Below are 14,001 nucleotides of genomic sequence, written 5' to 3'. Positions count from 1 at the left end.
GTCGGACGCGCCCCGGGCGGCCGCTGCGTCGAGGTCCTCCGGGCCGAAGGCCTGGGGCAGGATGGCGCTCATCGGCAGGATCCCCTCAGGGGTCAGGACGAGGCATGTCGGCCCGCCGTTCTCCCAGAGCAGCTGGCGGCACCGCCCGCAGGCCATGAGGGGCTCGCCGTCACCGCCGACGCAGGAGACCGCCACGAGGCGCCCGCCGCCGGTGGCGTGCAGCTGGGACACCATGCCGCACTCCGCACACAGCGCCACCCCGTAGGCCGCGTTCTCGACGTTGCACCCGACCACGACCCGGCCGTCGTCGACGAGACCGGCAACCCCGACGGGGAAGTGGGAGTAGGGCGCGTAGGCCCGGCCCCTGACCTCGACCGCCGCGGCGGTGAGAGAGTCCCAGTCCACGTCGACGGCGCCGTGCGCACCTTCGGGGGCGGACGGCATACGCGTCATGCCGCCTCGCCCTTGCGATAGATCTGGCCGTCGGCCGCGGGCATCCGCAGCCGCTGGGACGCGAAGGCGAGGACGAGGAGCGTCGCGACGTAGGGCGTCATGCCGGTGAACTCGTCGGGCACGCGGGAGGTGAGGAAGAACCAGCCGAGGGCGAGCACCCCCATGACGACCGTGACGACGCCCGTGACCGGCTTGCCCCGCCGGCGGCGCACGAGCTGCCAGACGCCCCAGGCGACGAGGGCGATCGCGAACGGCAGGAGGTAGGCCCGCACGACGTCGCCGCCGCCGCGCAGCTGGACCGCGTCCGCGTAGCCGAAGAGCGCGGCGCCGCCGGAGAGCCCGCCCGGGCGCCAGTTGCCGAAGATCATCGCCGCGAGGCCGATGTAGCCGCGGCCGCCGGTCTGGCCCTCGCGGTAGAGGTTCGAGGCGACGAGGACGAGGAAACCCCCCGCGAGACCGGCGAGCCCACCGGAGATCAGGACGGCCATGACCTTGTAGCGGATGACGTTGACGCCGAGGGTCTCGGCCGCCTGCGGGGCCTCGCCGCAGGCGCGCAGTCGCAGCCCGAAGGCGGTGTGCCACAGGACCCACCAGCTCAGGACCAGCAGCCCGATGGCGATCACGGTGAGGACGTTGAGGTTGGTCGTCACGGCGCGGACGAGGCTGGCGAGGTCGGAGACGAGCCAGAGGTGGCCGGACTCGACCCTGCCGAGGGCGTCCGAGAGGCCGGGGACGCTGAGGAACGGCAGCTGCTGCAACGGCGGTGACTGCGACGGGCCGCCGCCGGGCAGGCCGGTGAAGGTCCGCACGGCGAGGTAGGCGCCGGCGCCGGCGCCGAGGAGGTTGATGGCGACACCCGAGACGATGTGGTCGACGCCGAAGATGACCGTGGCCAGCGCGTGGACCGCGCCCCCGACGACACCCATGAGCACCGCGCCGAGGATGCCCGCCCACGGGCCGTAGTGGTAGCCGAAGAACGCCCCGCCCCACGTGCCGAGGATCATCATCCCCTCGAGACCGATGTTGACCACGCCGGCCCGCTCGCTCCACAGGCCACCGAGACCGGCCAGCCCGATGGGCATGGCGAGCCCGACCGCCGCCATCAGCGCGCCGGACGAGTCGATGTCGTTGGCGCCGGTGAGCACCCGCACGCTGGAGATGACGACGAGGGCGCCGACGACGAGGGCGGGCCAGAACCAGCGGGGGCGGGACTGCGCACGCACCGGGGCGGGTGCGGACGCGAGGTCGGCGCCCAGTCCGGTGACGCTCATGCCGGCGATCCTTCCGTGGCGGGCACGGGCCGCGCAGCGAGCTGGGAGGCGACCCGGCGCTGCTCCATCCGGATGCCGGCCCGGCGCACGAGCTCGTAGGCGATGACGACCGAGAGAACGATGACGCCCTGGATGACGAGGACGAGGCGGTCGGACACGCCCGCGTTGATCTGCAGACCGTTGCCCTGGGCGTCGAGATAGGCCCAGAGCAGTGCGGCGAAGCCGATGCCGATCGGGTTGTTGCGCCCCAGCAGGGCGATGGCGATGCCGGCGAAGCCGAGCCCGGACTGGAAGGTGTCGCCGTAGGCGTAGTCCTGGCCGAAGAGCAGCGGCATCCCGACCAGTCCCGCCGCGCCGCCGGAGATCGCCATCGACGTGAGGACCATCCGCTTGACCTTCACGCCGCTGGCCACGGCTGCGGTCTCTGAGCGCCCGGTCGCCCGAAGGTCGAAGCCGAAGCGCGTCCTGGCCAGGACGAACCAGTAGAGGATCCCGACGACGACCGCGAGGAACACCAGCCCGTAGACCTTGCTCGGCGTGGCGATGAGGCCGTCGACCGAGATGCCGGGCACCCGGGAGCCCTCCGCGAGCGGCTTGGTGTTGACCGCGTTGCTCCCCTCGACCCGCACCGCCACCCTGCTCAGCAGGAACGAGACGAGGAACGTCGCGATGGAGTTGAGCATGATCGTCGAGATGACCTCGGAGACCCCGCGCCCGACCTTGAGCAGCCCGGCAATGCCGGCCCACAGCCCCCCCGCGAGCATCGCGACGACGAGCGCGGCGAGGATGTTGAGCCACCCGGGCAGCCAGCCCTGTCCGGCGAAGACCGCGGCGGCGAAGGCGGCGACGCGGTACTGACCGTCCACGCCGATGTTGAAGAGATTCATCCGGAAGCCGATGGCCACGGCGATCGCCGACAGGTAGAACACCGTGGCCGCGTTGACGATCGCGACGATCTGGCGCGGCAGCGGTGCCTTGAACAGCTGGCTCCACACCGCGCCGACCGGGTCCTTGGCCACGACGAGGATGATCGTCGTCACGACGAAGGCGACGAGGACGGCCAGCAGGGGTGCCGCGAGCGCGAGACCGAGCCGGCGCACATCGATCCGGGGGGCTCGGGTTCCGGGGGCACGCGTCGCGGGGGGCGGCTGTGCGCCACTCATCGGTCGCCCTCCGTCGTGCCGTCGGTATGCCGTGCCGCCGGCCCGGGTGTGGTGACGCCGTCTGCGCCGGTCATCGCGGCCCCCAGCTCCTGCGTGGTCACCGTGTCGGGGTCGAAGTCCTCGGACAGGACCCCGCGCAGGATGACCCGGACCGTGTCCGAGAGACCGACGAGCTCCTCGAGGTCGGCCGAGATGAGGAGCACGGCGAGCCCGTCCCGACGGGCCCGTTTGATGTGGTCCCAGATCGCCGCCTGGGCCCCGACGTCGACGCCGCGGGTGGGGTGGGCGGCGAGCAGCACCTTGGGGTGATGGCTCATCTCGCGCCCGATGATCAGCTTCTGCTGGTTGCCGCCGGAGAGGGACTCGCCGGTGACGAAGATCGACGGCGTCCGTACGTCGTATTCCTTGACGATCTGGAGCGCGTCCTGCTTGGCCGCCCGGGCGTTGATGAGCGCGCCGCCCCCGCTGACGTTGGGTTCCTGCGTCTGGTGGCCGAGGATGACGTTCTCCCACAACGGGGCCTCGAGCAGCATGCCGTGGCGGTGCCGGTCCTCGGGGATGAAGCCCACGCCGGCCTCGCGGATCTCGCGGACCTGCCAGTCGGAGATGTCGACTCCCTCGAGCGTGATGACGCCGGACGTCGGCTCGCGCATCCCGATGATCACCTCGACGAGCTCCGCCTGCCCGTTGCCCTCGACGCCGGCGATGCCGACGACCTCACCCGCGTGGATCGTCAACGAGACGTCGTCGAGGATCTTCCGGTTGCCGAGCGCGCCGTCGAGGGTGACCCTCTCGACCGTCAGGACGGCGCGGTCGGTGACCGTCGACTCCTCCGTGGTCGGTGAAGGCAGCTCGGAGCCGACCATGAGCTCCGCGAGCTGGCGGGCGTTGACCGACGCCGGCTCGACGGTCGAGACCGTGGTCCCGCGACGGATCACGGTGATCTCGTCGGCGACCGAGAGGACCTCGTCGAGCTTGTGCGAGATGAAGATGACCGTGAGGCCCTCGGCCTTGAGGTCGCGCAGGTTGTCGAACAGCTCCGTGACCTCCTGGGGGACGAGGACGGCGGTGGGCTCGTCGAGGATGAGGATCCTGGCCCCGCGGTAGAGCACCTTGAGGATCTCGACCCGCTGCCGCCGTCCCACCCCGAGGTCGGCGACGAGGTCGTCCGGGTCGACGCCGAGGCCGTAGGCCTTCGAGATGGAGGAGATCTGCGCCCGGGCGCGGTCGCCGATGCCGTGCAGCCGCTCGGCGCCGAGGACGACGTTCTCCAGGACGGTGAGGTTGTCGGCGAGCATGAAGTGCTGGAAGACCATGCCGATGCCGGCCCGGATGGCGTCGGTGGGGCTCTTGAGGACCAGCTGGGTGCCGTTGATGGCGATGGTGCCCTCGTCGGGCTGCTGCACGCCGTAGAGGATCTTCATGAGGGTCGACTTGCCCGCGCCGTTCTCACCGACGATCGCGTGGACGGTGCCCCGCTTGACCGTGATCTCGATGTCCTTGTTGGCCACGACCCCGGGGAAGCGCTTGGTGATGCCGTGCAGCTCCACGACGGCGCTGGAACTGCCGGCCTCGGCGGGCACCGGGTCCTTCACGGTGGCGTCGGTGATCTCGCACTCTCCTCGTCCGGGCCCAGCGCGGTGGTGGGCGGTGCAGGGGATCGGCCGCGGGGCTGCCCTGCCCCGCCGACGTTCGGGCCCAACCTACGGCACGAAAAGGCCCGGGTGGCGCGTTATCGCGCCAGCCCGGGCCCCTCGGTCACCGTCGACTCGTGCCGCTGTCGGACGTCACTTCTTCGGGACGGTGATCTTGCCCTCGATGATCTGCTGCTTGTAGTCGTCGAGCTTGGACTTGATGTCGTCGACCTTGCCACCGGTCGTCGAGTAGTCCACCCCACCGGACTTGAGGTCGAAGACGTGCAGGCCGCTCTTGAACGTCCCGTCCTTGATCGACTTGATGAAGTCATACACACCGACGTCGACCTTCTTGATCATCGAGGTGATGATCACGTCCCGCACGTCGGCGGGAGCGGTGAGCGCCTGGTCGGAGTCGACACCGATCGCCAGCTTGCCAGCAGCCTTGGCCGCGGTGAACACACCGCCACCGGATCCGCCCGCTGCGTGGTAGACCACGTCGGCGCCGGCCTGGTACATGCCCTCGGCCGCGGCCTTGCCCTTGTCCACCGAGGCGAAGCCCGAGAAGTCCGGGGGCTCGGTGAGGTACTTGACGTCGATGACGATGCTCGGGTTGACCGCCTTGGCGCCGGCCTGGTAGCCCGCCTGGAACTTCTTGATCAGGTCCGTGTTGACGCCGCCGACGAAGCCGACGTGGTTGGCCTTGGACTTCAGGGCCGCGGCGGCACCGACGAGGAAGGACCCCTCGTTCTCGGCGAAGGTGATGTTGTCGATGTTCGAGGCCGTGGAGTCGGGGGACGCGTCGTCGACGATGGCGAACTTCACGTCGGGGTTGGCCTTCGCGGCCGCACCGACCGACTTGCCGTAGGCGAAGCCCACGGCCACGACATTGGTGTAGCCGGCGTCGATGAGCTGCTGCAGGCGCTCCTGCCGGGCCGACTCGGCCTCACCGTTGGTCGCGGAGGCCTCCTTGATCTGGGCGCCGAGCTCGGTCTTGGCCTTGTCGAGACCCGCCGCCGCAGCGTCGTTGAAGGACTGGTCGCCGCGCCCGCCTACGTCGTAGGCCATCCCCACCTTGAGGCCGGAGCCGCCGGAGCCGCCCGCGGCGCCGGTGCCGGCTGACGCACCACCGCCACCACCGCCGCTGGGGCTGGTGCTCGTGCTGCTTCCACACGCGGCCAGGGCCACGGCGGCAACCGACATGGCGGCTGCGAACTTCATCACCTGACGCAAGGTGGTCTCCTTCGTTCCGAGGACGAGCCGCGTGGTACGCGCGCTCGTTCGGAACACTAACGCTCCCCCTGCGGCCGCCCGGCTGCTTCTCCGGGGGGGCGGGCGAACGTTACCGACTCGACACGTCACGCGACCCGTCGCCCGACCCGTCGCCCGACCGTCACCCGACGGGCGGAGCCATCTGCCCGCTCGTCACAACCGCCCCGGCAAGCACTCTGGCACCGCACAGGATGGCCCGTTCGTCGATGGCCAGGTCGCCCTGGTGCAGGTCGTAGGTCGGACCTTCCGGGGTGCGGGTCCCGAGCCGGGCCATGGCGCCTGATACCTGGGTGAGGTACCACGCGAAGTCCTCCCCGCCGAGGGACTGCGTCGTCGCGACCTCGGTCGCGCCGGCCGCCCGGATCCCCGCGCGCAGCGCGGTGATGGCGTCGGGGGTGTTGACGACGGGCGGCACCCCGGGCGTGTACGCGACGTGCGCCGTCACGGCATACGGAGCGACGACGGCCTGGACGAGCTCCTCGACGAGCGGGCCCGCGGTCCTCCAGACGTCGGCGTCGAGCATCCGCAGGGTGCCGGACACCGTGCCCGTCGACGGGATGATGTTCTGCGCTCCCCCGGTGTGGATGCTCCCCCACACCATCGCCACACCGGCCCGGGGGTCCACCCGCCGCGACAGCGCCCCCGGGACGTCCGTGACGACCTTGGCGAGCGCATAGGTCAGGTCCTGGGTCAGGTGGGGGCGGGAGGTGTGCCCGCCGCGACCGGTGAGGGTCACGACGACGCCGTCGGCCGCCGCGGTGATCGGCCCCACCCGCAGCCCGACCTGACCCACGTCGATGCTGGGGTCGCAGTGGACGGCGAGGATCCGGTCCACGCCCTCGAGGCCACCCTGCGCCACGACGTCGTGGGCGCCGCCGGGGATGACCTCCTCGGCGGGTTGGAAGATCAGCCGGACCGCGAGGCCCTGCCGCTCGAGCAGCCGCTCCCGCTGCTTGAGGAGCAGGCCCGCGCCGAGGACGATCGCCGTGTGCACGTCGTGCCCGCAGGCGTGGCTGACGCCGTCGCTCGTCGACGCGAAGGGCAGCCCGGTCAGCTCGGGCGTGGGCAGGGCGTCGAGATCCGCCCGGAGGGCCACGCGGTATGCCGGGTGCGCGGCACCGAGGTCAGCGACGAGTCCGCTGCCCGCCAGGGTCCGCACCGCGATGCCGGCCTCCTCGAGCCGCTTCGCGACAACGGCAGTGCTCCGGACCTCGTTGCGGGAGAGCTCGGGGTGAGCGTGCAGGTCACGACGGACGGCGATCAGCTCGCCCTCGAGCTCGTCCGGGCCCTCGAGATGGTCGAGGGCACGGTGGAGCTCCGGGTCGACGGCGTCGTGCATCACCGCGCGATCGTAGCCGCAGCGTGCTCGACTACGCTCGCGTCCCATGCCTTCGTCGCTCGAGCCCGTGATCCACCCCGACGTCCTCGAGGCCCTCCACGCCGGCCGGGGTGTGGTCGCGCTCGAGAGCACGATCCTCGCCCACGGACTGCCCCGCGGTGACAACCGCCGCGTCGCGGCGCAGATCGAGGGCGCGGTGCTCGAGGCCGGTGCCGTGCCCGCCACGATCGCCGTGCTCGACGGCGTCATCCACGTGGGGTTGACGTCCGTCGAGCTCGACCGCCTCTGCGGCGAGGACGACGTCCTCAAGCTGAGCTCCCGGGACGTCGGGGTCGCCATCGCACGCGGCCGGACGGGGGCGACGACCGTCGCCTCGACCGCGGTTCTCGCGCACCGGGCCGGCATCGCCGTCTTCGCCACGGGAGGGCTCGGCGGAGTGCACCGGGGAGCGTCCGAGACCTTCGACGTCTCGGCCGACCTCGGCGTCATCGCCCGCACGCCGGTGCTCGTCGTCTGCGCCGGCGTCAAGTCGATCCTCGACGTCGCGGGCACCCTCGAGGTCCTCGAGACCCTCTCGGTGCCGGTCCTCGGCTATCGCACCTCACGCTTCCCCGGCTTCTACCTCTCCGACTCCGGCCACGAGGCGCCGTGGCAGGTCGACTCCGCGGCCGAGGCCGCCGCTGTCGCCCACGCCCGCCGGGTCCTCGGCACCGACTCCGCAGGGGTCGTCCTCGCCAACCCCCTGCCGGAGGGACGGCAGGTCGACCCCGGCCTGCACGCGCGGCTGGTCGCCGAGGGCCTGGCCCTGCTGGCCCGCGAGGGCGTGCACGGCAAGGACGTCACCCCCCGCCTGCTCGAGTTCTTCCACGAGAGCTCCGGCGGTGAGAGCCTGCGCGCCAACGTCGAGCTGGTCCTGGCCAACGCCGCCCTCGCCGGCGAGGTCGCCGTCGAGCTCGCCGCGCTCGAGGGTGGCGAGCACGCACCGTGACCCCGGTCCGCAGGCCCGTGGTCGTCGTCGGCGACGTCGGCATCGACGTCCTCACCCGTTCCCGGGTGCCGATCGTCCCCGGCGGCGAGGCGACGGCCGACATCGCCCTCGTGCCCGGCGGCGCAGGGGGCAACACCGCGGCCTGGTTGGCCGCCCACGACGTCGGCGTCTCACTCCTCGCCCGGATCGGGGACGACTATGCCGGGCACGCAGCCCGGTCCGCCCTCGAGGCGGTCGGCGTGCGGTGCGTCTTCGCCGTCGACCAGCACCTGCCGACATGCGTCGTCGTCGTGCTCGTCGACGCGGCCGGCGAGCGGACCATGCTGTCCGACCGCGGCGCCAACGCCGCGTTCCGCACCGCGGACGTCGACCTCGACCAGGCAGCGGGAGTGCTCGACCGGGCGGCGCCGGGTCTGCCCCACCTGCACGTGAGCGGCTACGTCCTGCTCGACGACGGCTCCCGGGAGGCGGGCCTCGCCGCGCTGGCCGGTGCCCGCGAGCGCGGGTGGACCACGTCGGTCGACCCGCAGGCCGCCCATCTCGTGGCCGCCGTCGGCGCCGACACCTTCCTCGGCTGGGTGCGCGGGGTCGATCTGTTGCTGCCCAACGAGATCGAGTCCGAGGCGCTCGGTGGTCCCGAAGCCGTCCTCACGTCGGTCTCGCAGGTCGTCGTCACCTACGGCGCGCACGGAGCACGGTGGTTCACTGCTGACCGCGACGAGCGCGCGAGCTCGCCCACCGTCGAGTGCCTCGACTCCACCGGGGCCGGGGACGCCTTCAACGCCGGCCTGCTCGCGAGCTGGCTCACTGATGGTGACCCGGTGCGGGCCCTCGCTGCCGGGGTCGCGGCCGGGAGCGCGGCTGCCGCTGGGCTCGGTGCCCGGCCACCTCGCGCGCCGGCGACCACCCCTTAGACGCAGGGGACGCCGCGCGGACGGGCCGCCCGGCATACCCGGGCCTTGCGTGGTCCTGGCAGGTCGTGCGGGGTCAGCGCGGGTGACGCGTTGCCGCCATGCCGTCGTAGAAGGCCGTCGACTCCTTCTTGTAGAGCAGGAAGAGGATGGAGGCGCCGAGGGCCACGGTGACCAACGAGAGGACCAGGCTGAGCGCCGGAGTCCGCCCCTGCACCGAGCCCGAGGCGGCCGACAGGAGGGACAGGACGAAGAAGACGGTCGACACGACCCGCGCCCACTTCCTGCCCTTGCCGTTGGCAGCGGCCATCCACAGCCACAGCCCGACGCCGACGAGGCCAGCGAAGACGGCGAAGGCGATGCTGGCGGTGGCCAGGCCGTTGAGCTGGTCGTCCGTGAGGGGCGCACCGGCGTCGACCCCGGCCTGCCGGATGATGTCCTTGACGCTGCCCATGGTGAGCAGTGACAGCAGGAGTCCCAGCAGGGACAGGCCCGCCCCCACCTTCATGAGCATGACGGCCTTCCTGATCGGCGGGGGCTGGGTGATCGTCGCGGCCTGCGCGTAGGGGCCGCCGGGCGTCTGCCCGTAGTCCGGCGGCGGGGGCGGGGCGGCGCCGTACTGCGGGGCGGCGCCGGACTGCGGAGCGCCGTACGGCGGGGCGGGTGGCTGCGGCATGCCGGGGCTGCCGGGGTCCTGTGGCTGGAGCGGGTCCTGCGGAGGCTGGTTGCTCATCTGACGTTCCCCTGATTCCGGGCGACGGTGCGTGCGGTCCGAGTGGGGACGAGACTAGCGAGTCGGACCTGCTCTGCTTGGGAGGCGCCGCTGTTTCGCCCGCCCCGACGCGGGTAGGTTCGCCTCCACCCCACACCACCACCCAGCCGACCAGGACGCCACGATGACCCTGCACGACGGGCGCAGGATCCTGCACGTGCCCGACGGGCACAACTACAGCCAACGCATCCGACCGACACCGGCGTTGCGCCGACACACGTATGCCGTGGACCCGCCGGTGCCGGGGGCCCCTCCGGGCCGGTGGTGGCCGCCGCCGGCCCTCGCCGTCAGCTGGGTGGACGCCCACCACGGCGAGATCGACCTCGTCCACCTCCACTTCGGCTTCGACCCCTTCACCCCGGACCAGCTCCGTGACTGGGTGCGCGCCCTGGACCGGCACCGCCTGCCGCTCGTCCTGACCCTGCACGACGTGGTCAACCCCCATTTCCGCGAGCAGGGCGAGCACCTCGCCCGGCTCGACGTGATCGTGCCGGCAGCCACCAGCGTCATCACCCTCACCCCGTCCGCCGCCGACGCGATCCGTGCCCGGTGGCGGCGTGAGGCCGTCGTGATCGCCCACCCCCACGTGGCCCCCCTCGAGCTGGTCGGCAGCCCGCGCCCGCGGAGCGCTCACCCCTTCACGGTCGGGATGCACCTCAAGAGCCTGCGCGCCAACGTCAGGGCGGGCCCGGTGGCCAGCGCCGTGGCCGGCGCCGTGGCGGCGCTGCCCGACGCCAGGCTCGTGGTCCACCTGCTCCGGGAGGTCACCGACACATCCCACCCGCGCCACGACTCCGCGCTGCTCGACCGGCTGCGGGGGCTCCAGGAGCGTGACCTGCTCACCCTGACCGTCCACGACCCCCACTCCGACGCGCAGCTGTGGGACTACCTGCGCGGGATCGACCTCTCCGTCCTGCCCTACGCCTTCGGCACCCACTCCGGCTGGATCGAGGCGTGCTTCGACCTGGGCACGGCGGTCCTCGCACCACGCACCGGCTCCTGGGTGGAGCAGCAGCCCTCCTACACCTTCGGGTGGGATCCCGGGCAGGACCCGGACGCCCTCGAGATCACCGCCGCGATCGCCACGGCATACGCGCAACGGCCCCCGCGGCAGGCCACCCGCGCCGGCCGCGAGGCGCAGCAGCAGGCGATCGGTGCCGCGCACGAGCGGCTCTACGACCTGGCGCTCGGTGACCGGCGGGAGGTTGGCGGGTGATCGGCTGGTACGCCCACCATCAGGGGGCCGGCCACCTGTCACGGGCCATGGTCGTAGCCGCGCGGATGACCTCACCCGTCACCATCCTCAGCTCCGCCCCGAGACCGGACCACTGGCCGGTCGAGCGCTGGGTGCCGCTGCCGATGGACGACTCCGCCGGAGGACTGGACCACACCGCGGGCGGCGTCCTGCACTGGGCTCCGCTGCGCAACGAGGGCTATGCCGAGCGGATGGCCGACATCGCCCGCTGGGTGAGACGGGAGCGTCCGCAGCTGCTGGTCACGGACGTCTCCGCCGAGGTCGGCCTCCTTGGGCGGCTGCTCGGGGTCCCCGTCGTGGTCTTCCTCATGGCCGGCGACCGCTCCGACCGGGCGCACGAGATCTCCTACGACGCGGCGACCGCTCTCGTTGCCCCCTGGCCCGCCGAGGCCGGCCTCGTCACCGGATGGCGTCCTGGGTGGGCGGCGAAGGCCACCTTCGTGGGTGCGCTGTCCCGTTTCGACGAGCGGGTGGCGCGGCCCGCTCCCGGTGCGCGCCACGTCACGCTCCTGTGGGGCCGGGGTGGCTCCGTGGTCACGGACACCGACATCGACGCGGCCCGTGCCGCGACCCCCGGCTGGACCTGGACCGTCTGCTCCGGAGCGGGTCCGGACGAGGTGTGGGAGGGCCTTCAGTCCGCGGACGTCGTCGTCGCGCACTCCGGTCAGAACGTCATCGCCGAGGTGGCCGCTGCGCGCCGCCGCGCCGTGATCATCGCCCAGCCGAGGCCCCACGACGAGCAGGCCCACCTGGTGCGGAGCCTGGCGGCAGCCGGCCTGGCACACGGCTGCCTCGGCTGGCCGGACGCCGAGCAGTGGCCCGGGCTGCTCGAGTCCGCGGTGCCGACCGACCCGGCCCGATGGAGCTGGTGGTCCGACGGACACGGGGCCGACCGGTGTGCTGCGCATCTCGAGCGCCTCGCCGCCGGAGGGTGGTCGTGACGGCGGCGGCGCTCCCCGGGGCCGCGCTCGAGGGCACCGGCGGCCTCCCGCTCCGGGTTGCCGTCATCACCCTCGCCCACGGGCGTCACGACCACCTCATGGCGCAGATGGCCGGGCTCCGGTCCGGGACACGTGCGCCCGATGTCTACGTCGTCGCGGCGATGGACGACGACGAGATCGCCCCCCTCGTTGCGGCAGCCGCGCCGGTTGCGGCCGCGACGGACGTCCTGTCCGTCGCGCGGGGACGACACGGCCTGCCCCTCGCGTCGGCCCGCAACGCGGCCGCCGCCGCGGCCTCCGGAGCCGGAGCGCAGGTGCTCGTCTTCCTCGACGTCGACTGCGTCCCCGGCCCTGACCTCGTGGCGCGATATCTCACCGAGTGCGGCCGCGACGTCACCGGGGACGGGCCGGGCCGACCGGCATCCCCCCAGGTGTTCTCCGGTGCCGTCCACTACCTGCCCCCGCGGGGGCCAGGCAAGGAGCGTTACACCGCAACGGATCTCGCCGCATCGACGCCTCACCCGGCACGTCCCGTCGCCACCGCGGCATACCGTGTCGCGGCCACCGACCTTCGCCTCTTCTGGTCGTTGTCCTTCGCGATCACTGCGACCGACTGGACCGCGCTCGGCGGCTTCGACGACGGCTACGAGGGCTACGGCGGCGAGGACACCGACTTCGCGATGCGGGTGGACCGCGCCCACGGTGCCCTGTGGTGGGTCCGCGGCGCCCCGGCATACCACCAGCACCACCCCGTCGAGAACCCCCCGGTGCGCCATCTTGGTGACATCATCCGCAACAGCAACCGGTTCCACGAGCGGTGGGGCGTCTTCCCGATGGAGGGCTGGCTCTCGGCCTTCGAGGCCGAAGGGCTCATCACGCTGGGAGGGAGTCCTCCTGTCTGGCGTCTTGCCGAAGCTGGCCGTAGATCCGCTCGTAGCGACTGACCATCCGGGCCCGGGAGAGGTGGCGCACCGCGTGGTCGCGCACCGCAGTCCGGTCCAGCTCGACGACCGCGGGGATCGCCGCCGCCAGCGCGGCCACGTCGTGCGGCTGCACGAGAACGCCCAGCCCGCTCGTGGGCATGACCTCGGGGATCCCTCCCCGGGCGAAGGCAACCACGGGGGTCCCGCACGCGATGGCCTCGGCGACGACGAGGCCATAGGGCTCGTCCCAGACCGGGGTGACGAGCACGGCCGCGGAGGAGCCGACGAGACCCGCGAGGTCGTCGGTCCCCAGGTGCCCGGCATACGTCACGTCGGCGCCGAGGAGTGGCCGGATCACGCTCTCGAAGTAGGGGAGATCACTCAGGGGGCCCGCGAGGACGAGGCCCATGCCGGCTCGCCGGGCCGCCTCGATGGCCAGGTGCGGCGCCTTCTCCGGGACGATGCGCCCCGACCAGGCCAGCGTCGGGCCGCCCTGGCCCAGCCGCCACGTCTCGAGGTCGACACCGTTGAGGACGACCCGCGGCGTGGGACGCAGGGTCTTCCACTGCGCCGCGATGAACCCGCTCACGGCGGCGAAGTGACCAGACGACTGGGGTGCGGCGTTGATCGCCGACTCCAGCCACGGCGTCGGAGGGGTGTGCAGCGTCGTGAGCACCGGCTGGGGGAGCAGCGGCGACATGGCGACGGGGAGGTGGTGCAGTGCGTGGTTGTGGACGACGTCGAAACGGTCGGCCAGCGGCCCGGCGAGGCCCATGAGGAGCTTGAGATAGCTGTGGTGGTCGCTCATGAACGCCGCCGGCGGCATCGACACGTCCCGTGACGCCACCCGGCTCGGCTCCCAGCCGCTGGACGGGAAGGCGTACTCGGCGTCGGACCCGTCCGATCCCTCACCGGCGAACAGCGTCACCTCGTGGCCGCGTTCGCGCAAGGACGTCACGAGGTGCCAGACGAGCGACTCGAGACCGCCGGCGAAGGGTTGGCGGATCGCATATCGTGCGGTGGCGATCACGGCGATGCGCAACGGCGCACGAGTCACGTCCGTCACGTCCGTCACGTCC

The 14,001-nt window shown here is 72.4% G+C and carries 13 protein-coding genes; 5 read left to right on the top strand and 8 right to left on the bottom strand.

Features of this window, described 5'->3' with window-relative positions; all coding sequences use genetic code 11:
* From ACLL9L_RS15300 to ACLL9L_RS15275, 6 genes are all read right to left on the bottom strand, one after another.
* On the bottom strand, positions 1 to 444 hold a 444-nt coding region (locus tag ACLL9L_RS15300; protein WP_411285521.1), incomplete at its 3' end, for a cytidine deaminase.
* Positions 445 to 449: 5 nt separating this feature from the next.
* Entirely contained in the window at positions 450 to 1,724 is a 1,275-nt protein-coding gene (locus ACLL9L_RS15295) for an ABC transporter permease (protein WP_411285518.1), read from the bottom strand.
* Positions 1,721 to 2,887, bottom strand: coding sequence for an ABC transporter permease (locus ACLL9L_RS15290; protein WP_411285517.1), 1,167 nt, complete (start codon positions 2,885 to 2,887; stop codon positions 1,721 to 1,723). The genes ACLL9L_RS15295 and ACLL9L_RS15290 overlap by 4 nt, the downstream gene beginning before the upstream one ends.
* Positions 2,884 to 4,482: an ABC transporter ATP-binding protein gene (locus tag ACLL9L_RS15285; RefSeq protein WP_411285516.1), complete on the bottom strand. Its 1,599-nt coding sequence runs from the start codon at positions 4,480 to 4,482 to the stop codon at positions 2,884 to 2,886. Before ACLL9L_RS15285 ends, ACLL9L_RS15290 begins: the two co-directional genes overlap by 4 nt.
* A gap of 192 nt (positions 4,483 to 4,674) precedes the next feature.
* Positions 4,675 to 5,742: a BMP family lipoprotein gene (locus tag ACLL9L_RS15280; RefSeq protein ID WP_411285515.1), complete on the bottom strand. Its 1,068-nt coding sequence runs from the start codon at positions 5,740 to 5,742 to the stop codon at positions 4,675 to 4,677.
* Between the two features lie 172 nt (positions 5,743 to 5,914).
* A complete protein-coding gene (locus tag ACLL9L_RS15275; RefSeq protein ID WP_411285520.1) occupies positions 5,915 to 7,132 on the bottom strand; it encodes an amidohydrolase in 1,218 nt (405 codons plus the stop codon).
* Positions 7,133 to 7,178: 46 nt separating this feature from the next.
* On the opposite strand from ACLL9L_RS15275, the gene ACLL9L_RS15270 reads away from it, so the two are divergent.
* Together ACLL9L_RS15270 and ACLL9L_RS15265 are read left to right on the top strand one after the other, a co-directional pair.
* Complete coding sequence (locus ACLL9L_RS15270) at positions 7,179 to 8,120, top strand: pseudouridine-5'-phosphate glycosidase (protein ID WP_411285514.1); 942 nt, start codon at positions 7,179 to 7,181, stop codon at positions 8,118 to 8,120.
* On the top strand, positions 8,117 to 9,034 hold the full coding sequence (locus ACLL9L_RS15265; protein WP_411285513.1) for a carbohydrate kinase family protein: 918 nt from the start codon (positions 8,117 to 8,119) through the stop codon (positions 9,032 to 9,034). The genes ACLL9L_RS15270 and ACLL9L_RS15265 overlap by 4 nt, the downstream gene beginning before the upstream one ends.
* 73 nt (positions 9,035 to 9,107) lie before the next feature.
* Here the strand turns inward: ACLL9L_RS15265 and ACLL9L_RS15260 are convergent, their stop codons facing one another.
* Positions 9,108 to 9,764 carry a hypothetical protein gene (locus ACLL9L_RS15260; RefSeq protein ID WP_411285512.1) on the bottom strand — a complete coding sequence of 219 codons (657 nt, stop codon included), beginning with the start codon at positions 9,762 to 9,764 and terminating at the stop codon, positions 9,108 to 9,110.
* Between the two features lie 163 nt (positions 9,765 to 9,927).
* Here ACLL9L_RS15260 and ACLL9L_RS15255 point away from each other — a divergent pair, with 163 nt between their 5' ends.
* From ACLL9L_RS15255 to ACLL9L_RS15245, 3 genes are read left to right on the top strand one after another with little or no spacing between them, the layout of a single operon-like run.
* Entirely contained in the window at positions 9,928 to 11,019 is a 1,092-nt protein-coding gene (locus ACLL9L_RS15255; protein WP_411285511.1) for a glycosyltransferase family 1 protein, read from the top strand.
* The gene (locus ACLL9L_RS15250) at positions 11,016 to 11,999 is read left to right on the top strand and encodes a hypothetical protein (protein WP_411285510.1); all 984 of its coding nucleotides are present in this window, start codon (positions 11,016 to 11,018) and stop codon (positions 11,997 to 11,999) included. The genes ACLL9L_RS15255 and ACLL9L_RS15250 overlap by 4 nt, the downstream gene beginning before the upstream one ends.
* On the top strand, positions 11,996 to 12,943 hold the full coding sequence (locus ACLL9L_RS15245; protein ID WP_411285509.1) for a glycosyltransferase family 2 protein: 948 nt from the start codon (positions 11,996 to 11,998) through the stop codon (positions 12,941 to 12,943). Before ACLL9L_RS15250 ends, ACLL9L_RS15245 begins: the two co-directional genes overlap by 4 nt.
* On the opposite strand, the gene ACLL9L_RS15240 is transcribed toward ACLL9L_RS15245, so the two are convergent.
* Positions 12,873 to 13,988: a glycosyltransferase gene (locus ACLL9L_RS15240; protein ID WP_411285508.1), complete on the bottom strand. Its 1,116-nt coding sequence runs from the start codon at positions 13,986 to 13,988 to the stop codon at positions 12,873 to 12,875. The two genes, ACLL9L_RS15245 and ACLL9L_RS15240, sit on opposite strands and share 71 nt — an antisense overlap.
* Between the last annotated feature and the right edge of the window lie 13 nt (positions 13,989 to 14,001).

It is taken from the genome of Lapillicoccus sp. (genome assembly GCF_046595215.1).
GTDB lineage: Bacteria > Actinomycetota > Actinomycetes > Actinomycetales > Dermatophilaceae > Lapillicoccus.
This window is presented reverse-complemented; position numbering and strand designations above follow the sequence as displayed.